Origin of the sequence: Pseudomonas sp. NPDC096925 (genome assembly GCF_044762545.1) — a bacterium.
Lineage (GTDB): Bacteria > Pseudomonadota > Gammaproteobacteria > Pseudomonadales > Pseudomonadaceae > Aquipseudomonas.
The window spans coordinates 203319-227965 of record NZ_JBIWEM010000002.1 but is presented as its reverse complement, the minus strand read 5'-3'; the positions used below and the strand labels follow the sequence as shown (position 1 = coordinate 227965).

The 24647-nt window shown below is 64.2% G+C and carries 24 protein-coding genes; 11 read left to right on the top strand and 13 right to left on the bottom strand.

The features are described 5' to 3' along the window. The first annotated feature begins 87 nt into the window (after positions 1 to 87). Together ACIQYU_RS06985 and ACIQYU_RS06980 are read left to right on the top strand one after the other, a co-directional pair. Positions 88 to 855 carry an AraC family transcriptional regulator gene (locus ACIQYU_RS06985; RefSeq protein ID WP_207830946.1) on the top strand — a complete coding sequence of 256 codons (768 nt, stop codon included), beginning with the start codon at positions 88 to 90 and terminating at the stop codon, positions 853 to 855. Between the two features lie 184 nt (positions 856 to 1039). Beyond that, complete coding sequence (locus ACIQYU_RS06980) at positions 1040 to 1930, top strand: DMT family transporter (protein WP_207830944.1); 891 nt, start codon at positions 1040 to 1042, stop codon at positions 1928 to 1930. A 1-nt stretch (position 1931) separates the two neighbouring features. On the opposite strand, the gene ACIQYU_RS06975 is transcribed toward ACIQYU_RS06980, so the two are convergent. Next, positions 1932 to 2213: a SelT/SelW/SelH family protein gene (locus ACIQYU_RS06975; RefSeq protein ID WP_003259082.1), complete on the bottom strand. Its 282-nt coding sequence runs from the start codon at positions 2211 to 2213 to the stop codon at positions 1932 to 1934. 67 nt (positions 2214 to 2280) lie between these two features. On the opposite strand from ACIQYU_RS06975, the gene ACIQYU_RS06970 reads away from it, so the two are divergent. Then, positions 2281 to 4467: a patatin-like phospholipase family protein gene (locus ACIQYU_RS06970; protein ID WP_207830942.1), complete on the top strand. Its 2187-nt coding sequence runs from the start codon at positions 2281 to 2283 to the stop codon at positions 4465 to 4467. 161 nt (positions 4468 to 4628) lie between these two features. Here ACIQYU_RS06970 and ACIQYU_RS06965 read toward each other — a convergent pair whose 3' ends face one another. Continuing rightward, positions 4629 to 5066 (bottom strand): MarR family transcriptional regulator, encoded by a 438-nt coding sequence (locus tag ACIQYU_RS06965; protein ID WP_207830940.1) that lies wholly within the window; start codon positions 5064 to 5066, stop codon positions 4629 to 4631. Between the two features lie 150 nt (positions 5067 to 5216). Continuing rightward, positions 5217 to 7364: a DNA helicase RecQ gene (recQ, locus tag ACIQYU_RS06960; RefSeq protein WP_402798682.1), complete on the bottom strand. Its 2148-nt coding sequence runs from the start codon at positions 7362 to 7364 to the stop codon at positions 5217 to 5219. A gap of 246 nt (positions 7365 to 7610) precedes the next feature. On the opposite strand from recQ, the gene ACIQYU_RS06955 reads away from it, so the two are divergent. From ACIQYU_RS06955 to ACIQYU_RS06945, 3 genes are all read left to right on the top strand, one after another. Then, positions 7611 to 8198: a YecA family protein gene (locus ACIQYU_RS06955; RefSeq protein ID WP_402798679.1), complete on the top strand. Its 588-nt coding sequence runs from the start codon at positions 7611 to 7613 to the stop codon at positions 8196 to 8198. Between the two features lie 7 nt (positions 8199 to 8205). After that, positions 8206 to 8571, top strand: coding sequence for a YbaN family protein (locus ACIQYU_RS06950; RefSeq protein WP_207830934.1), 366 nt, complete (start codon positions 8206 to 8208; stop codon positions 8569 to 8571). 312 nt (positions 8572 to 8883) lie between these two features. Next, on the top strand, positions 8884 to 10242 hold the full coding sequence (locus ACIQYU_RS06945; protein WP_207830932.1) for a TolC family outer membrane protein: 1359 nt from the start codon (positions 8884 to 8886) through the stop codon (positions 10240 to 10242). A 97-nt stretch (positions 10243 to 10339) separates the two neighbouring features. Here ACIQYU_RS06945 and ACIQYU_RS06940 read toward each other — a convergent pair whose 3' ends face one another. The 3 genes from ACIQYU_RS06940 to ACIQYU_RS06930 form a co-directional block, all read right to left on the bottom strand. Continuing rightward, complete coding sequence (locus ACIQYU_RS06940; RefSeq protein ID WP_207830929.1) at positions 10340 to 10939, bottom strand: tRNA-uridine aminocarboxypropyltransferase; 600 nt, start codon at positions 10937 to 10939, stop codon at positions 10340 to 10342. Positions 10940 to 11121: 182 nt separating this feature from the next. After that, complete coding sequence (locus ACIQYU_RS06935; RefSeq protein WP_207830927.1) at positions 11122 to 12687, bottom strand: PAS domain-containing methyl-accepting chemotaxis protein; 1566 nt, start codon at positions 12685 to 12687, stop codon at positions 11122 to 11124. 140 nt (positions 12688 to 12827) lie between these two features. Beyond that, on the bottom strand, positions 12828 to 13721 hold the full coding sequence (locus ACIQYU_RS06930) for a LysR family transcriptional regulator (protein ID WP_063912913.1): 894 nt from the start codon (positions 13719 to 13721) through the stop codon (positions 12828 to 12830). Positions 13722 to 13945: 224 nt separating this feature from the next. Between ACIQYU_RS06930 and speB the strand changes: the two genes are divergently transcribed. Beyond that, complete coding sequence (gene speB / locus ACIQYU_RS06925) at positions 13946 to 14896, top strand: agmatinase (RefSeq protein ID WP_085623060.1); 951 nt, start codon at positions 13946 to 13948, stop codon at positions 14894 to 14896. Between the two features lie 133 nt (positions 14897 to 15029). After that, positions 15030 to 16409, top strand: coding sequence for a sodium:solute symporter (locus tag ACIQYU_RS06920; protein WP_207830924.1), 1380 nt, complete (start codon positions 15030 to 15032; stop codon positions 16407 to 16409). 181 nt (positions 16410 to 16590) lie between these two features. On the opposite strand, the gene ACIQYU_RS06915 is transcribed toward ACIQYU_RS06920, so the two are convergent. Next, positions 16591 to 16719: a PA1414 family protein gene (locus ACIQYU_RS06915; protein ID WP_009683677.1), complete on the bottom strand. Its 129-nt coding sequence runs from the start codon at positions 16717 to 16719 to the stop codon at positions 16591 to 16593. A gap of 124 nt (positions 16720 to 16843) precedes the next feature. After that, a complete protein-coding gene (locus tag ACIQYU_RS06910) occupies positions 16844 to 17737 on the bottom strand; it encodes a putrescine utilization regulator PtrR (RefSeq protein ID WP_207830922.1) in 894 nt (297 codons plus the stop codon). Between the two features lie 106 nt (positions 17738 to 17843). On the opposite strand from ACIQYU_RS06910, the gene ACIQYU_RS06905 reads away from it, so the two are divergent. Then, positions 17844 to 19016: an MFS transporter gene (locus ACIQYU_RS06905; protein WP_402798670.1), complete on the top strand. Its 1173-nt coding sequence runs from the start codon at positions 17844 to 17846 to the stop codon at positions 19014 to 19016. A gap of 126 nt (positions 19017 to 19142) precedes the next feature. On the opposite strand, the gene ACIQYU_RS06900 is transcribed toward ACIQYU_RS06905, so the two are convergent. From ACIQYU_RS06900 to ACIQYU_RS06885, 4 genes are all read right to left on the bottom strand, one after another. Then, a complete protein-coding gene (locus ACIQYU_RS06900; RefSeq protein ID WP_233687551.1) occupies positions 19143 to 20069 on the bottom strand; it encodes a DMT family transporter in 927 nt (308 codons plus the stop codon). A gap of 106 nt (positions 20070 to 20175) precedes the next feature. Next, entirely contained in the window at positions 20176 to 20571 is a 396-nt protein-coding gene (locus tag ACIQYU_RS06895; protein WP_207830915.1) for a transcriptional regulator, read from the bottom strand. Positions 20572 to 20648: 77 nt separating this feature from the next. Next, positions 20649 to 20903 carry a BrnA antitoxin family protein gene (locus ACIQYU_RS06890; protein ID WP_046614667.1) on the bottom strand — a complete coding sequence of 85 codons (255 nt, stop codon included), beginning with the start codon at positions 20901 to 20903 and terminating at the stop codon, positions 20649 to 20651. Then, on the bottom strand, positions 20881 to 21159 hold the full coding sequence (locus tag ACIQYU_RS06885; protein ID WP_207830913.1) for a BrnT family toxin: 279 nt from the start codon (positions 21157 to 21159) through the stop codon (positions 20881 to 20883). Before ACIQYU_RS06885 ends, ACIQYU_RS06890 begins: the two co-directional genes overlap by 23 nt. Positions 21160 to 21427: 268 nt before the next feature. Between ACIQYU_RS06885 and ACIQYU_RS06880 the strand changes: the two genes are divergently transcribed. Next, a complete protein-coding gene (locus ACIQYU_RS06880) occupies positions 21428 to 21700 on the top strand; it encodes a hypothetical protein (protein ID WP_025340165.1) in 273 nt (90 codons plus the stop codon). Between the two features lie 125 nt (positions 21701 to 21825). On the opposite strand, the gene ACIQYU_RS06875 is transcribed toward ACIQYU_RS06880, so the two are convergent. Next, positions 21826 to 23187 (bottom strand): DEAD/DEAH box helicase, encoded by a 1362-nt coding sequence (locus ACIQYU_RS06875; protein WP_063912922.1) that lies wholly within the window; start codon positions 23185 to 23187, stop codon positions 21826 to 21828. A gap of 103 nt (positions 23188 to 23290) precedes the next feature. Here ACIQYU_RS06875 and ACIQYU_RS06870 point away from each other — a divergent pair, with 103 nt between their 5' ends. After that, on the top strand, positions 23291 to 24592 hold the full coding sequence (locus ACIQYU_RS06870) for a mechanosensitive ion channel family protein (protein WP_207830909.1): 1302 nt from the start codon (positions 23291 to 23293) through the stop codon (positions 24590 to 24592). Positions 24593 to 24647: the final 55 nt, after the last annotated feature.

The following is a 24647-nucleotide window of genomic DNA, read 5'->3' as shown; positions in this document are numbered from 1 at the left end:
GACAGCGCAGTGGCAAAACCGTTACGAGTGATGGGTTGCAGGGAATGAGGCACAATGCGCTTCTGCCCTGCGAGGACGACGCTACCCATGACCGCCGGCCCGATCCTCTCGCTGCGCCATTACCGCGACAGCCTGATCGCCCACAGCCACGAACACCCGCAACTGGTGTTCGGCCTGCGCGGCCGCCTGGAGTTCGAGGTGCAGGGGCATGGCGCCGGGATCGATCGGCAGGGGCTGATCGTGGTACCGGCGGGTGCCCATCACACCTGCGCCAGCGATGGCGGCAGCGATTGCCTGGTGCTGGATGTGCCCGGGGACCACTGGTTGCGCGAGCAACTGGGCGAACATGCCGATGCCAGCCGCCGTCTGCTCGACCGCCCCGGCGCCCTGGGCCTGGATGAGCGCCAGCAGCAGCTGGTGGACTGGCTGGCGGCCAGCCCCATGCATGACCCATTGATTGCCCGGCAAGGGGCAGCGCTGCTGCTGGCCAGCCTCAACCCCACGGCGGCCGCCAGGGTCAGCGCCAGCCAGCGCCTGCCCTATGCTGCCTTCGATGCGCATATCGAGCAGCATGCCGCCTACCCGCTGCAAGTGGCTGACCTGGCGCGCATCGCCGGGTTGTCCAGTGCCCGCCTGCATGCGCGCTTTACTGCGGAGTGCGGGATGACGCCGATGGACTACATTCGCCAGCGGCGCTTGCTCAAGGCGCGGCGCCTGGTGGTGCAGACCTTGCTACCGATGGGCGAGATTGCGGCGCAGGTGGGGTACAGCTCGCAGAGTGCGTTTTCGGCGGCGATGTTGCGGGCGTTCGGGTGTACGCCGTTGGCATTGCGGCGAGAGTCTGGCGACAACTGACGCCAGTCTTGCGACAGAACGCGTTTGCCTGAGCCTGTACACTTTGCCTGTGCCGGCCCTTTCGCGGGTAAACCCGCTCCCACAGGTACTGCACCGCTTTCAAAGCCTGTGCAGTACCTGTGGGAGCGGGTTTACCCGCGAAAGGGCCGGCACAGCCAGTAGAGATCTTGAGCAAGGACCACCCATGAACCACCGCACCGCCCTCGGGGCCCTGCATATCGGCGCGCTGTTCTTCGGCCTCACCGGCGTCTTCGGCAAACTGGCTACCAGCGCCAGCCCGGTGATAATCGTCTTCGGCCGCGCCGCCTTCGCCGTGCTCGCCCTGGCCCTGTTCGCCAGCCTGACCGGGCCGGGCTGGCAACGCCTGAGCGGCCAGGACGCCCGCCGCCTGCTGCTCGGCGGTGTGCTGCTGGCCGGCCATTGGGTCAGCTTCTTCATCGCGGTAAAGGTTGCCGGCGTGGCCATCGCCACCCTCGGCTTCGCCAGCTTCCCGGCCTTTACCGTGATCCTCGAAGGCCTGCTGTTCCGCGAGCGCATCCGCCGCAACGAGGCTGTGCTGGTATTGCTGGTCAGCATTGGCCTGGTGCTGGTCACACCGGCATTCGACCTGGCCAGTGAAGCTACCGGCGGCCTGCTCTGGTCATTGCTGTCGGGGCTGCTGTTCTCCCTGTTGTCACTCACCAACCGCGCCGGCTCCGGCCGCCTGCCCGCAGTGCAGGCGGCGCTGTGGCAGAACCTGGTGGTGGGCTTGTGCCTGCTGCCGTTCGCAGCACCGGACCTGGCCGGCGTAACCACCATGGACTGGCTGTGGATCGCCCTGCTCGGCATCTTCTGCACCGGCGTGGCACACAGCCTGTTCGTCGCCAGCCTGTCGGTGATCAAGGCGCGCACCGCCGCCGTGGTGTTCGCCATGGAACCGGTCTACGGCATAGCCGTGGCCTGGGTGGTGTTCGCCGAAACCCCGACCTTGCGCATGCTGCTGGGCGGCGCACTGATCATCTTCGCCATCGTGCTGTCCAGCCGCCTGGCCGCCGAGCAACCGCCCAGGCAGCGGCCACTGGCCGAGGGCGCCTGATTCAGCGGTCGTTGTGGCCCAGGTCGCGTTGCGGGTCGATCTGGTCACGCACCCGCTGCTTCAGCACCTTGGCCTCGGGGAAGCCCCCGTCGGCCTTGCGCTCCCAGATCTGCACACCATTGCAGGTGATGCGGAAGATACCGCCGGTGCCAGGCTCCAGCGCCACTCGGCCAAGGTCGTCAGCGAAGGTGCTGAGCAGTTCCTGGGCCAGCCAGGCGGCACGCAGCAGCCATTGGCACTGGGTGCAATATGTGATGACGATTTCCGGTTTGCTGTCGGCCATGGTGAGGCATCTCCAGGTGAGGGGCCGCTTATACTAGCGGTCTTTAGCCCACGGTTTGAGACTCACGATGCGCCGTTTGCTGTTCTGTTTCCTGCTTACCCTTACCTCCCTCACGGTATTCGCCGCGGAAGCGGCCAGGCCCAAGGTTGGCCTGGTGCTGTCGGGTGGCGCGGCCCGTGGCCTGGCCCACATCGGAGTGCTCAAGGCCCTGGAGGAACAGGGTGTGCGCATCGACGCCATCGCCGGCACCAGCATGGGCGCAGTGGTCGGCGGCCTGTACGCCTCGGGCTACAGTGTCGATGAGCTGGAAAAGCTCGCCACCACCCTCGACTGGCAACAGGCACTGTCCGATGCCCCGCCGCGCAAGGACGTGCCATTCCGGCGCAAGCAGGATGACCGCGACTTCCTGGTCAAGCAGAAGCTCAGTTTTCGCGACGACGGCAGCCTGGGCCTGCCGCTGGGCGTGATCCAGGGCCAGAACCTGGCGCTGCTACTGGAAAGCAAGCTGGCGCACACCGCCGACACCCGTGACTTCGACAAGCTGCCCATTCCCTTCCGCGCAGTGGCCACCGACATCGCCAGCGGCGAAAAGGTAGTGTTCCGCCGTGGCCACCTGCCCCAGGTGATCCGCGCCAGCATGTCGATCCCGGCGGTGTTCGCCCCGGTCGAGCTGGACGGCCGGCTGCTGGTGGACGGCGGCATGGTCGACAACATCCCGCTGGACGTTGCCCGCGAAATGGGTGTGGACCTGGCCATCGTGGTCGACATCGGCACCCCGCTGCGTGACCGCAAGCAGCTGGCCACGGTGGTCGACGTGCTCAACCAGTCGATCACCCTGATGACCCGGCGCAACTCGGAGGAACAACTGGCCAGCCTGCACCGTGACGACATCCTCATCCAGCCGCCGCTGACCGCCTTCGGCGTCACCGATTTTGGCCGCGCCCGGGAAATGATCGAGGCCGGCTACCGCGCCACCCGCCTGCTCGACCCGCGCCTGCTCGCCCTGCGCCAGCCCGAAGGCGACAGCAGCCTGGCCGTGGCCCGTTCGCCACGCCAACGCACGCCGACGATCACCGCGATCAGGATCGAGAACGACTCCAAGGTCAGCGACGACGTCATCCGCTCGTACATCCGCCAGCCCATCAATGCCCCGCTGGAGCTGGACCGCCTGCAGACCGACATGGGCACGCTGTATGGCCTGGACTACTTCGACCGGGTGCAGTACCGCGTGGTGCACAAGGGTGACGACAACACCCTGGTGATCAACGCCCGTGGCCGCCGCGGTGGCACCGACTACCTGCGCCTGGGCCTGAACCTGTCGGACGACCTGCGCGGCGACAGCGCCTTCAACCTGGGCGCCAGCTACCGGGTCAACGGCATCAACAGCCTCGGCGCCGAATGGCTGACCCGTGGCCAGATCGGCGACCAGCAGGAACTGTACAGCGAGTTCTACCAGCCGCTTGACGTGGGCTCGCGCTATTTCATCGCGCCCTACCTGGACTTCGGTTCGCAAAACATCGAAGCCACCCTGGACAACGACCCGGTCGCCGAATACCGCCTGGAGCGTTACGGCTTCGGCCTGAACGTGGGGCGGCAGATCGGCACCAACGGTGAAGTGCGCCTGGGCGTGGGCAAGGCCTGGGGCGAGGCCGAGGTGCGCATCGGTGACCAGGACCTGCCCAAGGTCAGTTTCAACGAAGGTTTCTACGAGCTGAAGTACTCGTTCGACACCCTCGACAATGTGTACTTCCCGCACCGCGGCGAGGATATCGGCCTGACCTTGCGCAAGTATGACCAGTCGCTGGATTCCGACCAGGACTACCGGCAGTGGATGTTCAACCTGGACAAGGCCCTCAGCAGCGGGCCGAACACCTTCGTGCTGGGCGGGCGCTACGGGCGCACGCTGGATGAGACCGAAGTGGTGACATCGAGCTTCGTGCTGGGCGGGGCGCGGGAGCTGTCAGGCTTCCGCCAGGACTCGGTGTCGGGGCAGAACGTGAGCCTGATGCGCATGGTCTACTACCGCCGCCTGACGCCACGAGCCTACGTGCCGCTGGACTTCCCGCTGTACATCGGCGGGTCGCTGGAGCGTGGGCGGGCGTGGAACAACGATAACGAATTCGACAGTGGCTACATCAATGCGGCGAGCATCTTCCTGGGGCTGGAGACGCCGCTGGGGCCATTGAACCTGAGTTACGGGGCCAACAGTGCGCATGAGCAGGCGGTGTACCTGAACCTGGGGCATACCTTCTAGGGCTTCATCGCTTTCAGGGCCGGTGAGATCCCTGTGGGAGCGGGTTCACCCGCGAAGCAGGCGACGCGGTGCATGGCACCGGCTGCGCCGGTGTTCGCGGCTAAAGCCGCTCCCACAGGGACAGCGCCAACTTGAAGGCCGCAAAGCGGCCCCAGGGCCCCTCAGGATTTTTCGAGGTTGGCCAGGATCCTGGCATGCACCCGCATGCACACCTGCAGTTCCGCCTCGTCCACCCCGGTGAACAGCTCCACCCGCAGTTGATTGGCAATGGTTTCGATCTGGTCGATCAGCGGCTTGGCCGGCGGGCACAGCACAATCTTCTTCGCCCGCCGGTCTTCCAGCACCGCCTGCCGGCGTACCAGCCCCTGCGCTTCCAGGCTGTCGAGCAGGCGCGCCAGGGTCGGGCCTTCGACACCCACGCTCTGGGCCAGCTCGCGCTGGGTCGGGGCATCTTCGAAACGGGCCAGGTGCAGCAACACCAGCCAGCGCGCCTGGGACAGGTTGAGCCCGGCCAGGCGGCGGTCCAGCTCGGCACGCCAACCGCGGGACATCTGGGCCAGCTGCATGCCGAAGCGGTGTTGATTGTCGGTCAGGGGCATAAGCAACTCATTGAACAGATCTAATTATTAGGCAGCTAACCATGGCCCGTCCCACGAGGCAAGGCTCGGGCACCCTGGAATGTTCGATAATCGTCAAAAAACATGACGAAGGTCAGCAGATAACCGTTCTGACCTCGATCCTGTCGCCACTCACAGTTCGAACTCGGCCGCCAGCGCCGCCCGCACGCAGTAGAGCACGCCCTCCGGCACCCGGGCCCCGAACAGCGGCGCAATCGCCGACACCGGTGGCAGCTCGCCCTCGCCATCGAGGAAGGCATCCTGCACTTCCATCAGCAGGTCTTCCGGCAAGTCCAGGGCCTGCTCCAGGCTCAGCTCCTGGCGGCCCAGCGCCTCGGCCAGCAGGCTGTAGACGTTCTTCTCGCTGCAGTTGAGCTGCCCGGCGATCTGCGCCGGGGTCATCCCGGCGCGGGCCAGGCTGACCAGTTCGTGGCGCAGGTCCAGCACCACCTTCGGCGCCTCGTCGGTGCCGCCGCTGTTGTTCAGCACCTCGAGGAAGGCCTGGCCATAACACTCCAGCTTGCGCGCCCCCACGCCGCTGACCTGGGCCATGTCGCTGAGGCTGACCGGCTGGCTGCGCAGCATCTCCAGCAACGTCGAGTCGGGGAAGATGACGTAGGGCGGCACACTGTGCTCCTCGGCCAGCTTGCGCCGCAGGGTGCGCAGTGCTTCCCACAGCTCGCGCTCTTCGGCACGCACCAGCTGGCTGGCCGGGCTGCCGCCACTGGACGACGAAGTCTTGGCGGTAGTCTGTGGCTTGAGGTCTCGGCGCAGCTGCAAGGTCACCTCGCCACGCAGCAGCGGCCGGCAGCTGTCGGACAGGCGCAGGCCGCCGTAACCCTCCAGGTCGATGTCGACCAGGCCGCGTGCCACCAGCTGGCGGAACAGCGAACGCCACTCGACCTCGGCCAGGCCTTTGCCGACGCCAAACACCGAGAGCTTCTCGTGGCCGAAATTGCGCACCTTCTCGGTGTCCTTGCCCAGCAGCACGTCGACCAGGTGACCGACGCCGTAGCGCTGACCGGTGCGGAACACCGCCGACAGCGCCTGGCGGGCCGGCTCGGTGGCGTCCCAGGTCTGCACCTGGTCGACACAGTTGTCGCAATGCCCGCACGGTTGCTCGAGGGTTTCGTCGAAATAGGCCAGCAGCGACTGGCGGCGGCAGCGGGTTTCTTCGCACAGGGCCAGCATGGCGTCGAGCTTGTGCTGCTCGATGCGCTTGTGGCGCTCGTCACCTTCGGAGTTCTGCAGCATCTGCTTGAGCATCACCATGTCCTGCAGCCCGTAGGCCATCCAGGCATCGGACGGCAGCCCGTCACGGCCGGCACGGCCGGTCTCCTGGTAGTACGCCTCGAGCGACTTGGGCAGGTCAAGGTGGGCGACAAAGCGCACGTTGGGCTTGTCGATGCCCATGCCGAAGGCGATGGTGGCGACCATGATCAGCCCTTCCTCGTTGAGGAAGCGGTGCTGGTTGGCCGCGCGCGTCTCGGCAGCCAGGCCGGCGTGATACGGCAGCGCCGGGAAGCCCTGGTCACAGAGGAAGGCGGCAGTTTCGTCGACCTTCTTGCGTGACAGGCAATAGACGATGCCGGCGTTGCCGCGGCGCTCACCAAGGAAGGCCATCAGCTGCTTGCGCGGCGCCTCCTTGGGCACGATGCGGTAGAAGATGTTGGGCCGGTCGAAACTCGACAGGAAGCGCTCGGCGCCTTGCAGGTGCAGGCGCTGGACAATCTCTTCGCGGGTGCGCATGTCGGCAGTGGCGGTCAGCGCGATGCGCGGCACATGCGGGAACAGCTCGGCCAGTTGGCCCAGTTGCAGGTATTCGGGGCGGAAATCGTGGCCCCATTGCGACACGCAGTGGGCCTCGTCGATGGCGAACAACGCGATATCCAGGTCGCGCAGGAAGTCGAGCATGCGCGGCTGCACCAGGCGCTCCGGCGCCAGGTACAGCATCTTCACTTCGCCACGGCGCAGGCGCCCGGCCAGGTCACGCTGCTGCTCCGGCGTCAGCGTGGAGTTCAGCGCGGCAGCCGGCACACCGAGTTCGTCGAGCGTGGCGACCTGGTCGTCCATCAGCGCGATCAGTGGCGAAACCACCACCGTCAGGCCTGGGCGCAACAACCCCGGCACCTGGAAACACAACGACTTGCCGCCACCGGTAGGCATCAGCACCAGGGCATCGCCGCCATTGGCCACGCAGTCGATGATCGCTGCCTGGCGCCCGCGGAAACTGTCGTAGCCGAAGACGTCCTTGAGAACGCGCTGAGCCTGTTCGAGCATGTGCAACTCCACAAATCGCCGTACCATCCTGGATACAGGCTGGACGAAAAACCCGCCCCGCACACGCCAAATGCGTAAGCGGTTTTTGCCAGGCAGCCGGCAAAACCTGCCCCTGGATGAAAAATCGCGGAGTATACCGCAGCACCGCCCCGCGCAGGGCACCACGGCGATAGACGTTCCCTTTGCCCCGCCGCCGTCGCAAGGTGCTAGAATTCGGTATCGTTTATTCCCCAAGGTAGCCCTGTAATGTCCTTCGCCGAGCAACTGACCCGCCTGCAAGCCTTCCTCGACGCCGACGAGCTGCACGAAGAAGCGCTGGACTATGTCGCCGCCCACGGCTACCTCACCGCCCTGTCGATCAATGCCGAGGAAGTGCCCGAGCGCGAATGGATCGACGCCCTGTTCGCCGAAGAGCCGCACTACGCCAGCGACGCTCAGCGCACCGAGATCGAAGCCACCCTGGTGGCGCTCAAGGCGCATATCGCCCGCCAGCTGGCCAGCGACGACGAGTTCGAGCTGCCGTGCGACCTGGACCTGACCGACGAGCCGGACGATTCCGACCTGCGCGGCTGGTGCATCGGCTTCATGGAAGGCGTATTCCTGCGTGAAGAGGCCTGGTTCGAGAACGCCGAAGAAGAAGTCAGCGAGATGCTGCTGCCGATCATGGTCGGCTCGGGCCTGTTCGACGAGCAGCCAGAGTTCGCCGATATCGCCAGCAACACCAACCTGCAGGACGACATGATCGTACAGATCCCCGAAGCGCTGACTGCGCTGTTCCTGCTGCTGCACGCCCCTGACGAAAAGCCGGCGCTGCTCAAACCACGCCACCACTAAGTCGCCTATGCGATACCTGCTGCTGGCCACCGGCTGGCTCAGCGTCGCGTTGGGGGTGTTGGGGATTTTCCTGCCGGTACTGCCCACCACCCCGTTCCTGCTATTGGCGGCGGCCTGCTTTGCCCGCAGCTCGCCGCGCTTTCACCACTGGCTGGTCCATCACCCGAAGCTCGGGCCGTGGATCCGCGACTACCTCAGTGGTGAAGGCATCCCCCTCAAGGGCAAGGTCTACGCCATCGGCCTGATGTGGGCCAGCATCGGCCTGTCGTGCTATCTGGTGCCGCTGTTCTGGGCGCGCACCTTCATGTTGACCAGCGCCGTACTGGTAAGCCTGTATATCCTCAGCCAGAAAACTCTGCAGAAGCCAAAGTGACAATATTTTGTCGCCAAATATCAATTTCGCCTAACTGATATTTCTCTTATCCGAAATAGTTCTGGAACCGCGCACGAACCCTGTATCCATTGGCTTTCACGGCTTTTAACGGTGCCGCAGCCTGTGTTTTTTTCGCGAACCAATTAGACAATATATGTCTTATATGGCAATTTGATATGAAGAAATCTTCTTATCTATCGCGTTGAATGTACTTAGCTGTGTTGTTAAAAACCTGCAACACTATACGCGGTAACTTTATCGTCATTTTTTTGGCGAGCAGCAGGATCAATTCCAGGATCAGGGAGATGTACCATGCGCGTTTTGAACCCCATCACCAGTGCATTACTGTTGGCCCTGGCGAGTGCCAACGTACAGGCGATGTCGATCACAGAGGCTGTCCAGAGCGCCGTGGACTACCATCCGCAAGTCAGCTCCAATCGCAACAGCAAGCTGTCGGCCGATGAAGATGTGAAGTTTGCGCGTGGTGGCTACTACCCTTCCGTGGATTTGGTCGCCGGCTATGGCCGCCAGCGTTCGGACAACACCACTACCCGTGCCGAGGGCAACCACAACAAGGAAACCCTCAACTACACCCAGTCCGAACTGCGCCTGCGGCAGATGATCTTCGACGGCTTCAACACCGCGAATGAAGTGGGCCGCACCGAAGCGGTCTCCACCTCCCGCGCCTACTACACCCAGGCCGTCGCCCAGGATGTCGCCCTGCGTGCAGTCGAGGTGTACCTGGAAGTGCTCAAACGCCGTGAACTGGTAGCCCTGGCCAGGAACAACCTGCAAGCCCATCTGCGCGTCAACGACCAGATTGGCCTGCGCAACGAGCGCGGTGTCGGCAGCACCGCCGACCTTGACCAGTCCCGCGCACGTCGCGCCCTGGCAGAAAACAACCTGGACACCGCCGAAGTCGACCTGGCCGACGCCGAGGCCAACTTCTTCAGCGTCGTCGGCCGTATGCCGGACGAGCTGGAAAGCCCGCAGACCATCAAGGGCGAGGTGCCTGGCACCCTCGATGAAGCCCGCGACGGCATGCGCCAGAACAACCCGTACATCAAGTCTGCCCAGGCTGACGTGAATGCTGCCGAGCAGCAATACGAAGTGGCCAAGTCGACCTTCTACCCACGCTTCGACGCCATTCTGGCCACTGGTGCCAACAACAACACCGGCGGCGAGAAAGGCCACAACAACAACGACTGGCAAGCTGGCGTTGAAATGAACTACAACCTGTTCCGCGGTGGCAGCGACAAGGCTCGCCTGCAGTCCGACGCGCACAAGATCAACCAGGCCCTGGACATTCGCAACAACGCCCTGCGTGAGCTGACCGAGAACCTGAGCCTGGCGTGGAACGCCATGAACAACGCCAGCAAGCAGTTGCCAACCGCGCGTGAATACGCCGAGACCACCAAGCGCGTGCGTGCCGCCTACCAGGACCAGTTCGGCCTGGGCCAGCGCACCCTGCTCGACCTGCTCGACAGTGAAAACGAGCTGTACAACGCCGACCGCCGCTACACCGAGGTGCGTTATACCGAGGAGTTCTCGCGCTACCGTGTACTGGCGACCATGGGTGAGCTGCTGAGCAAGCAGCGTATTTCGCTGCCGCCGGAAGCGCTGGCTACCACCGAAGTACGCACCGAGGCGCGTTTGCCTGAGATGCGTTGATCGGGTTCGAGATCGCCGGGGCCACTCCCACAGGAGGATCAACTACTGTGGGAGCGGCCTTGTGTCGCGAAAGGGCTGCAGAGCAGCCCCCTTGCGCTCACTCGGTGCCATGGTTGCGCTGGAACGTCTCCTCGCCCATGGCCCTGATCTGCCCTTCGATCAACGCCTCGAACGGCGCCAGCAACGCATCGAAGCAGGCCGGTTGCTCCAGCGCATCGAGCGCCCCCACCACCGCCTCGATAGTCGACAGCGCCCCCGCCTCCGGCGCCTTGCGCAGCCGGTAGCGTGAAGGCGCGACCGCCCCCAGCGTCACCCGCGGCAACGCCACCAGCACCGGGTTCAGGTACAGCAGCTTGCGCGCCTTGCGCCAGGTACCGTCGGGCACGATCAACAGCAAGGGTTTGTCGTCCGTCTCGCCATAGGCCTGCAGCACCTGGGCGTCGTCACCCGGGAACAGCAGGGCCGGCCGGTAACCGGGGGTAGCCAGCAGTTCGTTCAGGTCATCGAACACCTCACCTACCCGCAACTCGGCATTGTTCAGGCCAAGGGCGGCCAGGCGGGCAGTGTTCAGGGCATGGGCGGTTTCACTGGGGTGCTGCAGCAGGATGACGCGGGTGCGGCTGTCGAGCGCGGGGATCAGTGGGCAGAGGCAATGGTCGAGCGGGCGCTGGCAGCGCTCGCAGCGGGGTCTGGGCATGGGGTTCTCCTTGGCGGGAACAGTTTGCCACAGAACCGGGGCCCGCTTTGCGGGCCTTTCGCCCTGTAGGAGCGGGCTTGCCCGCGATGCAGGCAATGCGGTGGCTGGCACGGGCTTCGCCCGTGATCGCGGGTAAACCCGCTCCTACAGGGCGAAAGGGCTGCAAAGCAGCCCTAGCGATCTCAACGGTTGAACCGCTCCGCCAAGCTATGCAGGTACTCTGCCATGCGCTCCAGGTCCTGGCTGATTTCCGCGCCCTGCCTGGCCTGCCCGGCACTCTGGTCGCACAGCTGGGCAATCCTCACGATCTGCTGGTTGATGTCCTCGGCTACATGGCTCTGCTGCTCCGACGCCGTCGCCATCTGCTGGCTCATGCCAGTGATGCGGCTGACCGCCTGGGCAATCCCGCTCAATGCCGCCTGCACAGCCTCGACACTGTGCACGCTGTCCCGCGAGATCTGCTCACCACGGTTCGCCGTACTGACCGCACGCTCTGCCCCGGCGCGCAACGACGCGATGATGTGATGGATTTCCTCGGTCGAGGCACGAGTGCGCTGGGCCAACGAACGCACCTCATCCGCCACCACGGCAAACCCGCGCCCCTGTTCGCCGGCGCGTGCCGCTTCAATGGCGGCATTGAGCGCCAGCAGGTTGGTCTGCTCGGCAATCGAAGTGATCACATCGACCACGCTGCCGATCGACTGGGTCTGCTCGGCCAAGGCGTTCACCGCCTGGCCAATGTCATTGACGGCATCGCTCATGCTGCCCATGGCTTTCAGGCTCTGCAGGGCCAGCTCGCTGCCCTGCTGCGCCAGCTGGTCGGCATCACCCGCTGCATGCGCCGTGCTCTGCACGTTGTGGGTAACCTCCTGGATGGTCGCCGCCATCTGCGCAATGGCGGTGGCGGACTGGTCGGTCTCGTTGCGCTGGCGGTCGAGCATCTGGGCCTGGGCATCGGACAAGTCGGACGACTGCGCCGCCCGCGACTTCACCCCGACCCCGGCATCCACCAGGCGGGTCAAGGCCGTTTGCAGGCGTGCCTCCTCACTGATGATCGCTAGGTCGAGCTGGCCCTGCAGGCCCGGGTTATCGCTGTAGGTCAGCGCCACCAGTGGGCTGGTGAAGGCCTTGGGATGCTCGGCCAGCGTGTGGCGGATAGCCTGGTTCTGCCGGTGCTCGACCAGATACCAGGCCAGCAGCAGGCTGGCCATCAGCACCCCGAGCGCCGCATAAGTCGGCAGCCACAGGTAGCCTGCCGCCGACAGCAGGCCCGCACCGATCAAGGGCCACCCGTGGCCCAGGCCATGCCCCAGCCGGGCCGCCCACGGCACCGCCGCGCGGCCGGCCCGCAAGCGTGCGTACAACGCCTCGGCGCGGCGGATCTGCTCGCGGGTGGGCACCGAGCGCACCGACTCGTAGCCGCTGATACGGCCCTGCTCGTAGATGGCCGTGACATAGGCACTGACCCAGTAGTGATCGCCGTTTTTCGCCCGGTTCTTGACCACGCCCATCCAGGGTTTGCCCTGTTTGATGGTTTCCCACATGTGGCCGAACACCGCTGGCGGCATGTCCGGGTGGCGCACCAGGTTATGGGGTTGGCCGACCAGCTCGTCGTAGGTGAACCCGCTGATCGCCACGAAAGCGTCGTTGCAGTAGGTTATGCGGCTGTTGAGGTCCGTAGTGGAAATCAGGCGTTGATCGTTAGGAAAAGTTCTTTCGTGCTCAGTGACGGGCAAATTCATGCGCATCTTGGGCAATCCTTGCAGGATTAAAGGGAGATAGTCATCAACACACGCAAGTGTGATGTATAGCAGGACGCCATTATGTTGTCGGTCAGCGGCGCCAACTATTTAGCGCACACCGACGAAATACAGGCATGCGCCGTACCTCAGCCGACGTTGAGCTGACTCTTGAGCAGGTCGCGGAAAGTCTGGATCAACGGCTCGCGGCTGCGCCCGCGGCGAATGATCAGCGAGAACGGTGCCTGGTAACCGAAAGTGGACGGCGACAGCACGCGCAAGTCGCCCTTGTCGACCCAGGCCTGGGCATAGTGCTCGGGCAGGTAGCCGATGTAGGCCCCGGAGAGAATCAGGATCAATTGCGCTTCCATGCTCTCCACCGTCGCTGCGCTGTGCTTGAAGCCATGCCGGGCCAGCTCGGCCTGGCTCCAGTAGCCCCGTCCGACCATGCGCTGCTGGGTCACCACCGGCTCGGGAATGCGCCGTTCGGCATACAACGGGTGGCGGCTGCTGCAGTACAGCCAGTGCTGCTCACGGTAGAGCGGCTGGTAAAGCAGCCCGCTCATGCGCGAGGAAAACGCCCCGATGGCAAGGTCCAGGCGGTTGTCCTGCACGCCCAGCTGCAGCTCGTAAGGGCTGGACACCGACAGGTGCAGGTGCACCGCCGGGTGCTCCTGGCTGTAGGCGCCGATGGCTTCGGCCAGCGGCAAGGCCCGGTCACCGACGGTGGAGTCGATCACTCCCAGGTTGAGGGTGCCACGCAACTCGCCCTTCAGGGCGGCTGCATACTGCTCGAAACCGTCCAGCTCGGCCAGCAGGCGCAGGGTCTCCTGATGGAACAGCTCGCCCTTGCTGGTCAGGCTGAAACCGCCACGGCCGCGGTGGCACAGCACGATCCCCAGGGCGCCTTCCAGCTGGCTCATGTAGGTGCTGATGGCCGAGGTCGACAGGTTCAGCTCGCGCTGGGCGTTGGCGAAACCCTGGTGGCGCACCACGCTGACGAAGATGCGCAGCAGTTTCAGGTCGGGCAGGGTCGAGGCCATGGTGCAACGTTCCGCAAGGGTATTTGCGCGCAGTCTAACCGCTCTGCCGGCTTTTAGTTCAGAAATTCCTGAACTAAGTATTTGCCGGTAGCGATTTTTCCCCGGCACTACCTTCAGCAGACTTGGCCGAAATGTCCCTGCCCGCCGACAAGACCACTCCTGGAAGGCGCGCGGCGGCACAGGTTCGAACAAACAGAACAATCGACCGACTGATGAGGCCCACCGTGGACAAGATCCTCCACCAACCACTGGGCGGCAACGAAATGCCGCGTTTCGGCGGCATCGCCACCATGCTCCGCCTCCCCCACCTGCAAAGTGCCCAAGGCCTGGACGCCGCGTTCATCGGCGTGCCACTGGACATCGGCACCTCGCTGCGCTCCGGCACCCGCTTCGGCCCGCGGCAGATCCGCGCCGAATCGGTGATGATCCGCCCGTACAACATGGCCACCGGGGCTGCACCGTTCGACTCGTTGTCGGTGGCCGACATCGGTGACGTGGCAATCAACACTTTCAACCTGCTGGATGCCGTACGCATCATCGAAGAAGCGTATGACGAGATCCTCGAGCACAACATCATCCCGCTGACCCTGGGTGGCGACCACACCATCACCCTGCCGATCCTGCGCGCGCTGCACAAGAAGCACGGCAAGATCGGCCTGGTGCACATCGATGCCCATGCCGACGTCAACGACCACATGTTCGGCGAGAAGATCGCCCACGGCACCACCTTCCGCCGCGCCGTGGAAGAAGGCCTGCTCGATTGCGAGCGCGTGGTGCAGATCGGCCTGCGCGCCCAGGGTTACACCGCCGATGACTTCAACTGGAGCCGCCGCCAGGGCTTCCGCGTGGTCCAGGCCGAAGAGTGCTGGCACAAGTCGCTGGCGCCACTGATGGCCGAAGTGCGGGAAAAGGTCGGCGGTGGCCCGGTGTACCTGTCGTTCGATATCGACGGCATCGACCCGGCCTGGGCACCAGGCACCGGCACCCCGGAAATCGGCGGCTTGACCACCATCCAGGCGATGGAGATCATTCGCGGCTGCCACGGCCTGGACCTGATCGGCTGTGACCTTGTCGAAGTCTCCCCGCCTTACGACACCACCGGCAACACCTCGCTGCTCGGTGCCAACCTGCTGTTCGAAATGCTCTGCGTGCTACCAGGCGTAGTGCGTCGTTAATACCGCTACACCCCGGCAGGAGCCATGAGGGAGGGCCACAGAGGCCCGCCAACAACACGACAAGACCGCCGGGCGCCGTGAACCCGCCCGCGTGGTCGATCTCGCCATAATAAAGATAATCGGGAGACCCCCAATGGCCTTGGACATCATTGTTGTAATGATCTATACCGTCGGCATGCTCGGGCTTGGCTGGTATGGCATGCGGCGCGCGAAAACCCATGAGGACTACCTGGTGGCCGGGCGCAACCTCGGCCCGGTCCTGTACATGGGCACCATGGCCACTACCGTGCTCGGTGGTGCGTCTACCGTCGGCACCGTACGCCTGGGCTACGTCCACGGCATCTCCGGCTTCTGGCTGTGCGCAGCCCTGGGCCTGGGCATCATCGCCCTCAACCTGTTCCTGGCCAAACCCTTGCTGCGCCTGCGCATCTTCACCGTGACCCAGGTACTGGAGCAGCGCTACAACCCGACCGCACGCCAGGCCAGCGCCGTGATCATGCTGGCCTACGCACTGATGATCGGCGTCACCTCGACCCTGGCCATGGCCACCGTATTGCAGGTGCTGCTGGACCTGCCGTTCTGGGCCTCGCTGCTGCTGGGTGGTGGTGTGGTGGTGCTGTACTCGACCATTGGCGGCATGTGGTCGCTGACCCTGACCGACATCGTCCAGTTCGTGATCAAGACCGTCGGCCTGATGTTCATCCTGCTGCCAGTGTGCCTGTACAAGGCCGGTGGCTGGGACACCCTGGTGGCCAAGCTGCCGGCGGCCAGCTTCCAGCTGACCACCATTGGCTGGGACACCATCATCACCTACTTCCTGATCTACTTCTTCGGCATCCTCATCGGCCAGGACATCTGGCAGCGGGTGTTCACTGCCCGTGACGAGAAGGTCTGCCAGCGTGCCGGTACCACTGCCGGTGTGTACTGCGTACTGTACGGCCTGGCCTGCGCCACGATCGGCATGGCTGCGCACGTGCTGATGCCCGACCTGGCCAACCCGAACAATGCCTTTGCCGAGATGATCAAGACCACCCTGCCCGATGGCATCCGTGGCCTGCTGATGGCAGCGGCGCTGGCCGCCATGATGTCCACCGCCAGCGCCGGCCTGCTGGCTGCGTCGACCACCCTGACCGAAGACCTGCTGCCCAAGCTGCGTGGCGGCAAGCAGTCGAGCCTGGGCGTCAGCCGCCTGTTCACCCTGCTCACCGGGCTGGTGGTGCTGGGCATCGCCCTGATGGTGAACGATGTGATCAACGCCCTGACTTTGGCCTACAACCTGCTGGTCGGCGGCATGCTGATCCCGCTGATCGGGGCGATCTTCTGGAAACGCGCTACCACCGCCGGGGCGATCGCCAGCATGTCGCTGGGCTTCGCTACCGCGCTGCTGTTCATGTTCAAGGATGGGCTGGAGGCCAATACGCCGATCTACTACAGCCTGGCGGTTGGCCTGGTGAGTTTTGTGGTCGTTAGCCTGATGTCGCGTAAATCGGTGGCGGCGGTGAAACTGGCCTGATCTACAGCCTGAACTGGCCTCTTCGCGGGCTCGCCCGCTCCCACAGGGATACCACAAGCCTTGAAATTCATGGGGTACCTGTGGGAGCGGGCAAGCCCGCGATGAGGCCGGTACAGGCAACACAACTGGCAGACACGAAAAGGCCGCTGCACCCACCCAGGTGCAGCGGCCTTTGTATTTATCAGCGACGACGCGGTTGGCGTTTGCGCTGCTCCTCATCAGTCGGGATCGGCACCGGCTGCAAGGGTGGTGGAATCAGCCCCAAGGCGACAGCCAGGTCGTGGAGCCAGTTGGACAGTGGTTTATTCATAATGCCCCCTTGACGGGTCAGCCTCACGGCAATTCAATCCTGCGATGTTTCATACAGATCATAGCCCTATGTCCTGTATTACGCATGCCTCTACACCTACAGATACGGGCCATTTTGATACGGATCAAGCCGTAGCGGCGCATTCCGACGACTGGTTAATCGTTTCGCTTTGTTGCAGGTCGATCCAGGCCTGCAAATTCGCCCCGCGCATGCCCTGGCGCCACATCAACCAGGTGACCGCCTGATCGAACGGTGCCTGCAGTTGGTGCACCCGCACCCGGTCGCGCCCGGGCAGGCTGTCGAGCATCGACCGGGCCATCATCGCCACCCCCGCGCCGGCGATCACGCAGGCCAGCATGCTCTGGTAAGACTCGATCTCCATCACCCGGCCCATGGGCGTATGGGCATGGGCATACCAGGCCTCCAGGCGCATGCGGTACGAGCAGCCCTGACGGAAGGTGAACACCGCCTTGCCCGCCACATCCTTGGCAGTATGCACCACAGGATGCTCAGGGCTGGTGATCAGCACCAGTTCCTCCTCGCACAACGGCACGCCATCCAGCCCCGCCAGGCTCGGCGGCCCGTCCACCAGGGCCGCGTCCAGGCTGTGGTTGAGCAGGCCTTCCAGCAGTTCGCCACTGGGCGCGGCGCGCACCTGCAGGTTCACCGCCGGGTAGGCCTGATGATAACGCGCCAGCAACGCCGGCAAATGGGTCGCTGCCGTGCTGTACATGGTCCCCAGCACGAAGTCCCCGGCCGGTTGGCCACCCCGCACGGCGGCCAGCGCCTCGTCGCGCAAGGCTGACATGCGGCTGGCGTAGTCCAGCAGCACCTTGCCCGCCGGCGACAGCTGCAGGCGCTGGCGCTCGCGCAGGAACAGCTCGACACCCAGCTGCTCTTCGAGCTGGCGCAAGCGCGTCGACAGGTTCGACGGCACCCGATGCAGGCGCTCTGCGGCGCGGGTGACCGAACCCTCCTCGGCCACGGCCTGGAAGATACGCAGCTGGCTGAATTCCACGGCATTCTCCAAAACAGAACAACTTGATCATCATTATTCAATTTTATTGAAAAAGAAACCGCCCTAACCTGCCAGCCATCGCTTACATCCGCGCAGGAGACTTGCCATGTCGCCACTCATTCAACTGCTGGCCAGCGCCGTGGCGCTGATGATGGCCATGGGCATCGGCCGCTTCGCCCTTACCCCGCAACTGCCGCAACTGATTGCCGAAGGCCAGTTCGACCTGACGGTCGCCGGGCTGGTGGCAGCGGCCAACTACCTGGGTTACTTCATCGGCGCGGTCGACGCCATGTTCGCCCGCGCGCCGGGCCAGGTGCGCCTGCGCCTGCATGGCGGGCTGTGGCTGTGCGTGCTGCTGACCCTGGCCTCATGGGCCGCCGACGGGTTCTGGAGCCACCTGTTGCTGCGCTTCGGCACCGGCGTGGCCAGCGCCTGGGTGCTGGTGATGATCACCAGCCTCAGCCAGCAGGTAGCCAATGCCAACAACCGCCAGCGCCTGGGTGCCCTGGTGTTCGCCGGGCCCGGCCTGGGCATTGCGCTGACGGGTTTGCTGGCGCTGGTGGCGCATTTGTGGGGGCTGGGCTCGGCAGCACTGTGGCTGATCTATGCCGTGGCCGCGCTGGTGATGCTGCTTGCGCTCCGGCCTTGGCTGCCGCGGGCGCTGCAAGCGGCGCCGGTGCCGTCGGCTGCAGGCCAGGGCCCGACGCGCAGTGTCGGCATCGGCCGCCTGGGGCTGGTTTATGCGCTGTATGGCGTGGGTTACATCCTGCCGGCCACCTTTCTGTCGCAGATGGCCAACCAACAGTTCCGCGGGCAGTGGCTGGCCGACCTGTTCTGGCCGGCGTTCGGCCTGGCGGCGGCGCTGGGGGTGCTGCTGGTGAGCCTGCGGCGTGGTGGCCGCACCTCGACCTGGTTGACCGCCACCCTGTGGTTGCAGGGGCTGGGCGTGCTGGCCTGCCTGATGGGCGGGGGTGTCGGGCTGGCGTTGGGCGTGGTGCTGTGTGGCGGGCCGTTCCTGGCCTGCATGCAGCTGGTGATGCAGCGCTCGCGGGAGCTGGCGCCGCATGCCACGCAGCGCAATGCCGGGCTGCTGACGGCGTGCTTTGCCCTGGGGCAGTTGAGCGGGCCGTTGCTGGCCGCGCTCAGCAGCCATTACAGCGGCGGGCTGCAGCCGGCGCTGATGGTGGCGGCGGGAGGGTTGGTGGTGGCTGGGGGGTTGGTGCTGTTTGCCGGCTCTGCACCGCAGGGCAGCGCCTGTCAGGCCAAGGCTGCATCCTGAATTGCAGTTGCCTGTGCCGGCCTCTTCGCGGGTAAACCCGCTCCCACAGGTACTGCACAGGTCTTGAGGATCGTGCCCCCCTGTGGGAGCGGGTTTACCCGCGAAGAGGCCGGCACAGGCTACAGATTACCCAACAAGCTTACGCAGTTGCTGCTTCACCCAAGGCTCGGCACTCACCAGGATCACCCCCAGCAGCACCATCAACGCGCCAACCACAAAGTTCAGGCTCAGCGGCTCATCCAGCAGCAACACGCCAAAGGTCACCCCGAACAGCGGGGTGATGAACGAAAACACCGCCAGGTTCGACGCCAGGTACTTGCGCAGCAACCAGAACCAGGTCAGGTAGCTGATGAACGACACCACAATCCCCTGGAACAGCACGCTACCCATCGCCAACGGTGTAAACGACACCGCGCCGATCTGCCCACTGAGCAAGGCAATCAGCAGCAACCCGGCAAAGCCCACCGCCAACTGATAGAACAGGGTCAGGGTGGCCGGCGCTTCCGACAGCCGCGAGCAACGCACCACCACCGTGGTCGCGCCCCAGGCCAGCCCGGCAATCACGCCAAACGCATCCCCCAACAGGGTGCGCCCATCCATGTGCTCGAACGACATACCGCCGGCAAATGCCATGGCAATGCCGCCGAAGGCCAGCAGAATCCCCAGCCATTGCAGCAGCCGCAGGCGTTCGCTGGGCAACCGGAAATGCAGGCCCAACGCGGTGAACACCGGCGCGGTATAGAGGAACACCGACATGTGCGCCGCCGAGGTCAGCTTCAGCCCCTCGGCAATGAACAGGAACTCCAGGCCGAACAGCCCGCCCGCCACCACCCCGGCACGCCAGGTGCTGCCGACCTGCTCCCAGCCACCACGCCAGCACAGCATCAGGCCCACCAGCACGGCGGCGATCCCGTTGCGCAAGGCCGCCTGCATCACCGGGGCGATATCGACAGCGGCGGTCTTGATCAACACCTGCTGGCAGCCCCAGATCAGGCACAGCCCCAGCATCACCTGGAAGGCAAAGGCATCAGGGTTCTTGCGGACCGCGCTCATGGGCGGGCCTCTGAAATGGTCATTGGCATGGGCAAGGGCTCGGCAGTGTTCAGGAACTACCGATTATCGGGTTTCCATGGCCGCCCTTGCCAGCCTCAAAACGACCTCAGGCAATCTGCGCCTTCGCCGACACCTGCTCGAAGGTGGTTTCGTCCAGCGCGTCCTCCTGCTCGTCCAGCACCTGGCGCGGGTGCTCGAAGCCGGGGATGCTGCTGTCGATCAGGCTCAGCAGCCGCGAACCGCGCTCGGTCAGCACGAAGTTCTCGCCATTGCCACCGTCCTCTTCGGGCCGGGTTTCGATAAAGCCACGTTCGAACAGCAGCCTTTCGTACTCGCAGGCACGGGTTTTCAGGTGGTCCAGGTCGCCCACCGGCTCCCCCTTGGCAGCCAGTGCCGCAGCGTGCTGCTCGGCATAGGGGCGTGGCGTGAAGCTGTGACCGGCGCCGTTCTGCACCTCGTGCAGCAAACGCTCGATCAGGTCCCAGTCGTAGGCGATGCTCATGACTACGGGCTCCTGCTGTGGACGGAAGGGGTACACAGGTTGGGACCTGTCGAGGTTGCCCGGCGTTCCGAAATATCTCAGCGCTGGCGTTGTTGCGCTTGCATGTACTGGCGCAGCAACTGGTTGATCCGGGTCTGGTAGCCACTACCCTGCTCTTTGAACCAGGCGAGGACATCGGAATCGAGGCGAATGGTCACCGTCTGCTTGGCTGGAACTCGCAGCTCGGCCTCTCGGAAGAAATTTTCATCCAGCTCAGGAATATCCGAGGTATCAATAGCCTGGTCGTCCTGTCGAGCCAGGCGACTCCAGTCAGTTTTCGATGCTTTGGTCATAATGTTTGGCCTCCCATCTGGTGGCTTTGCATGCAGAAATGATGCGAATGACATCACCCTGCCTTTCCGTGTACACGACCACGCCTATCAGACACTTCAGCCAGCCCAGGCAGACCCAGCGTTCCTCATCGTGGTCCGGATTGTCATCGCGGCGAATCAGCATCGGGTGATTGAACATATCCGGAACATCGCTGAAGTCGATGCCGTGCTTGCGGATGTTTATCTGGTTCTTGGCATCGTCCCATTCAAAGAACATGGGACGCTCCGTATTTACATCTGTACATACGATACCTCCTGATCCAGGCCAAGGCTAGGGAGCGATCGCCCACTCTTCAATAGCTTCAGGAGGTTTTGGGAAAGGGATTACAACCTGGAGGGAAGTAGCCTGGCCAAATGGCTCACAAGGCTAGGTCAGATGCCCGGCTGCGGACAGGCTGACCATGAAGTGCCACCGGTCGAAGGCGCTGAACTAACGGCCAGGCACATGCCTCCACCGGGCATTACCACCGCCGGAGGTAGGAAGGATGAAACTGCTGCTGCCCATTGCCTGCGCCACTGCCCTGTTCTGCGCCCTGCCCGCCTGGGCCTGCACACCGGAAGAAGCGACGCAGAAACGCGAAGAGCTGGCCGGGTTGGTCACCCAGTTGACCGAGCAGAACCCGCAGAAGGCCAAGGAGATCAATGACGAGCTTCAAGGGATGGAGCTTGGGACGGCGAGCAAGGATTTGCCCGACAAGTGTCAGCTGATCGACAAGCGGATCAAGGAGTTGAAAGAGGCGGAGAAAAAGGCTGAATAGTGGCCGCCTGTGCTGGCCTCTTCGCGGGTAAACCCGCTCCCACAGGGATCGCACAGGCCTGGAAGCCTGTAGGGTCGCTGTGGGAGCGGGTTCACCCGCGAAGAAGCTAACACCGTTACCGAGCGTTACTCAGCCGCAGGCTTGCGCTTCTTCAGCGGCGCCAGGCCGTCAGCGCTGGCCAGCGGTGCGTTGGCCTTCGGCTTGGCGGTTGGCTTGCGCTTGGCGGCTGCCTTCTTGTCACCGGTCTTCTTCTCGACCTTTTTCTTCTTGCTGCCCGCCGCCTTGCCCGAGGCCTTGACCTTCTTCGGCCCACTGTAGGTGCCCTTCACTTCCTTGATTACCCGGCGCTCGAACTGCTGCTTGAGGTAGCGCTCGATGCTCGACATCAGGTTCCAGTCGTTGTGGGTGATCAGCGAGATCGCCAAACCTTCGCCACCGGCGCGGCCGGTACGGCCCACACGGTGCACGTACTCGTCACCGCTGCGCGGCATGTCGAAGTTGATCACCAGGTCGAGGCCGTCGATGTCCAGGCCACGGGCCGCCACGTCGGTAGCCACCAGCACCTTGGAGCTGCCCTGCTTGAAGCGGTCCAGGGCCAGCTTGCGGTCCTTCTGGTCCTTCTCGCCATGCAGCACGAAGGCCTTCACGTCCTTGGCCACCAGGTGGCCGTAGATACGGTCGGCCAGGGCGCGGGTGTTGGTGAAGATGATCGCCTTGTCGAAGGTTTCGTTGGCCAGCAGCCACTGCACGATCTGCTCTTTGTGCTGGTCGTGGTCGGCGGTGATGATCTGCTGGCGGGTGCCTTCGGCCAGCTGCGAAACGCTGTTGAGCATCAGGTGCTCAGGGTCTTTCAGCACCTTGCCGATCATGTCGCGCAGGGCCGCACCACCGGTGGTGGCGGAGAACAGCAGGGTCTGCTGGCGGTTCTCGCACTCCTTGCACAGGCGCTCCATGTCCTCGGCGAAGCCCATGTCGAGCATGCGGTCGGCTTCGTCGAGGATCAGCACCTGCACGTGGGACAGGTCGAGGTTGCCGGCGTTCAGCTGCTCCAGCAGGCGGCCCGGGGTGCCGATCAGCACGTCCGGCACCTTGCGCAGCATGGCGGCCTGTTCCTTGAAGTCTTCACCACCGGTGACCAGGCCCGACTTGATGTAGGTGAACTGCGAGAACAGCTGCACCTGCTTGAGGGTCTGCTGGGCCAGTTCACGGGTCGGCAGCAGGATCAGCGCACGGATCTCCACGCGGCGCTCGCGCAGGTCGACCAGGCGGTTGAGCAGCGGCAACACGAAGGCTGCGGTCTTGCCGCTGCCGGTCTGCGCGGTCACGCGCAGGTCACGCCCTTGCAGGGCCAGGGGGATGGCCGCGGCCTGCACCGGGGTTGGCTCGACAAAGTTAAGCTCGGCCACGGCTTTAAGCAGGCGTTCGTGCAGGGCGAATTGGGAGAACACGGAGGTAACCTCAGGCAAGTGCGGGAAATTCAGTTGCATAGGGTAACGTTTTCTGCCGCCTTAGCCGAATTTCTTTTGGCAACTTTGTCGCCATACGCGCTCTAATGGCGCTTCGTTTGGCAACAAGACTGTACGCAAGCCCATGGATATCCAACGAATCTGGCGTGACTCCCTCGACCTGTGGGGCACCCTTGACCAACATCCGATGTTGCACGCGGCCATCGGCCTGGCGGTGCTGCTGCTGGTTTCCCTGGTCATCGGCCGCCTGGCGCGCTTCCTGGTGCTGCATGGCGCCCGCCTGCTGGCCCGCCAGCCAGCGCTGAAGTGGCTGGATGACCTGCGCAACAACAAGGTGTTCCACCGCCTGGCGCAGACTACGCCGTCACTGGTGCTGCAGTTCGGCCTGAAACTGGTGCCCGAGCTGTCCGACACCGCCCAGCACTTCCTCGGCAATGTCGCCCTGGCCTTTACCCTGCTGTTCATGACCATGGCGCTGTCGTGCCTGCTGGATGCCCTGCTCGACATCTATGCCCGCACCGAACACGCCCGCACCCGCTCGATCAAGGGCTACGTGCAGCTGGCCAAGATGATGTTGTGGATCTTCGCCGCCATCGTCATCGTCGCCACCCTGATCGACCGCTCGCCACTGTTGCTGCTGTCGGGCCTGGGTGCCATGTCGGCGGTGCTGCTGTTGGTGTACAAGGACACCCTGCTGTCGTTCGTCGCCAGCGTGCAGCTGACCAGCAACGACATGCTGCACGTGGGCGACTGGATCGAAATGCCCCAGGTGGGCGCCGATGGCGACGTGGTGGACATCACCCTGCACACCGTGAAGGTGCAGAACTTCGACAAGACCATCGTCTCCATCCCTACCTGGCGCCTGATGAGCGAGTCGTTCCGCAACTACCGCGGCATGCAGCAGTCCGGTGGCCGGCGCATCAAGCGCAGCCTGTTCATCGATGCGGCCGGGGTGCGCTTTCTCACCCGCGAAGAGGAACATCGCCTGAGCCAGGTGCACCTGCTGGCCGACTACCTGGCCGCCAAGCGCCAGGAACTGCAGCGCTGGAACGAGGCCATGGGGCCGGTGGCCGAGCTGTCGGCCAACCGCCGCAAGCTCACCAATATCGGCACCTTCCGCGCGTTTGCCCTGGCCTACCTGAAGAACCACCCCAACGTGCACCCGAACATGACCTGCATGGTGCGGCAGATGCAGACCACCGCCGAGGGCGTACCGCTGGAGATCTACTGCTTTACCACCACCACGGTGTGGGCGGATTACGAGCGGATTCAGGGGGATATCTTCGATTACCTGCTGGCGGTGTTGCCGGAGTTTGGCTTGAGCCTGTATCAGCAGCCGAGTGGCAACGACATGCGGGTGGGGTTGAGCGGGCGTGTATCGCAAGAGCCTGTGCCGCGTCGGCTGGAAGAAATGAGCGAGGCTTGAGATTGCCGGGGCTGCTTCGCAGCCCATCGCCCAGCCCTTTGGGCTGCGCTGTCGC

Coding starts and splice junctions, on each gene's coding strand:
- recQ (WP_402798682.1), bottom strand. CDS start 7,364: ATGCTCGAACAGGCTCAGCGCGTTCTCAAGGACGTCTTCGGCTACGAC.
- ACIQYU_RS06935 (WP_207830927.1), bottom strand. CDS start 12,687: ATGCGCATGAATTTGCCCGTCACTGAGCACGAAAGAACTTTTCCTAAC.
- ACIQYU_RS06875 (WP_063912922.1), bottom strand. CDS start 23,187: ATGCAACTGAATTTCCCGCACTTGCCTGAGGTTACCTCCGTGTTCTCC.
- ACIQYU_RS06985 (WP_207830946.1), top strand. CDS start 88: ATGACCGCCGGCCCGATCCTCTCGCTGCGCCATTACCGCGACAGCCTG.
- ACIQYU_RS06900 (WP_233687551.1), bottom strand. CDS start 20,069: ATGAGCGCGGTCCGCAAGAACCCTGATGCCTTTGCCTTCCAGGTGATG.
- ACIQYU_RS06955 (WP_402798679.1), top strand. CDS start 7,611: ATGTCCTTCGCCGAGCAACTGACCCGCCTGCAAGCCTTCCTCGACGCC.
- ACIQYU_RS06890 (WP_046614667.1), bottom strand. CDS start 20,903: ATGACCAAAGCATCGAAAACTGACTGGAGTCGCCTGGCTCGACAGGAC.
- ACIQYU_RS06945 (WP_207830932.1), top strand. CDS start 8,884: ATGCGCGTTTTGAACCCCATCACCAGTGCATTACTGTTGGCCCTGGCG.
- ACIQYU_RS06980 (WP_207830944.1), top strand. CDS start 1,040: ATGAACCACCGCACCGCCCTCGGGGCCCTGCATATCGGCGCGCTGTTC.
- ACIQYU_RS06970 (WP_207830942.1), top strand. CDS start 2,281: ATGCGCCGTTTGCTGTTCTGTTTCCTGCTTACCCTTACCTCCCTCACG.
- ACIQYU_RS06885 (WP_207830913.1), bottom strand. CDS start 21,159: ATGTTCTTTGAATGGGACGATGCCAAGAACCAGATAAACATCCGCAAG.
- ACIQYU_RS06870 (WP_207830909.1), top strand. CDS start 23,291: ATGGATATCCAACGAATCTGGCGTGACTCCCTCGACCTGTGGGGCACC.
- ACIQYU_RS06880 (WP_025340165.1), top strand. CDS start 21,428: ATGAAACTGCTGCTGCCCATTGCCTGCGCCACTGCCCTGTTCTGCGCC.
- ACIQYU_RS06950 (WP_207830934.1), top strand. CDS start 8,206: ATGCGATACCTGCTGCTGGCCACCGGCTGGCTCAGCGTCGCGTTGGGG.
- ACIQYU_RS06915 (WP_009683677.1), bottom strand. CDS start 16,719: ATGAATAAACCACTGTCCAACTGGCTCCACGACCTGGCTGTCGCCTTG.
- ACIQYU_RS06975 (WP_003259082.1), bottom strand. CDS start 2,213: ATGGCCGACAGCAAACCGGAAATCGTCATCACATATTGCACCCAGTGC.
- ACIQYU_RS06930 (WP_063912913.1), bottom strand. CDS start 13,721: ATGGCCTCGACCCTGCCCGACCTGAAACTGCTGCGCATCTTCGTCAGC.
- ACIQYU_RS06905 (WP_402798670.1), top strand. CDS start 17,844: ATGTCGCCACTCATTCAACTGCTGGCCAGCGCCGTGGCGCTGATGATG.
- ACIQYU_RS06965 (WP_207830940.1), bottom strand. CDS start 5,066: ATGCCCCTGACCGACAATCAACACCGCTTCGGCATGCAGCTGGCCCAG.
- ACIQYU_RS06920 (WP_207830924.1), top strand. CDS start 15,030: ATGGCCTTGGACATCATTGTTGTAATGATCTATACCGTCGGCATGCTC.
- ACIQYU_RS06895 (WP_207830915.1), bottom strand. CDS start 20,571: ATGAGCATCGCCTACGACTGGGACCTGATCGAGCGTTTGCTGCACGAG.
- ACIQYU_RS06940 (WP_207830929.1), bottom strand. CDS start 10,939: ATGCCCAGACCCCGCTGCGAGCGCTGCCAGCGCCCGCTCGACCATTGC.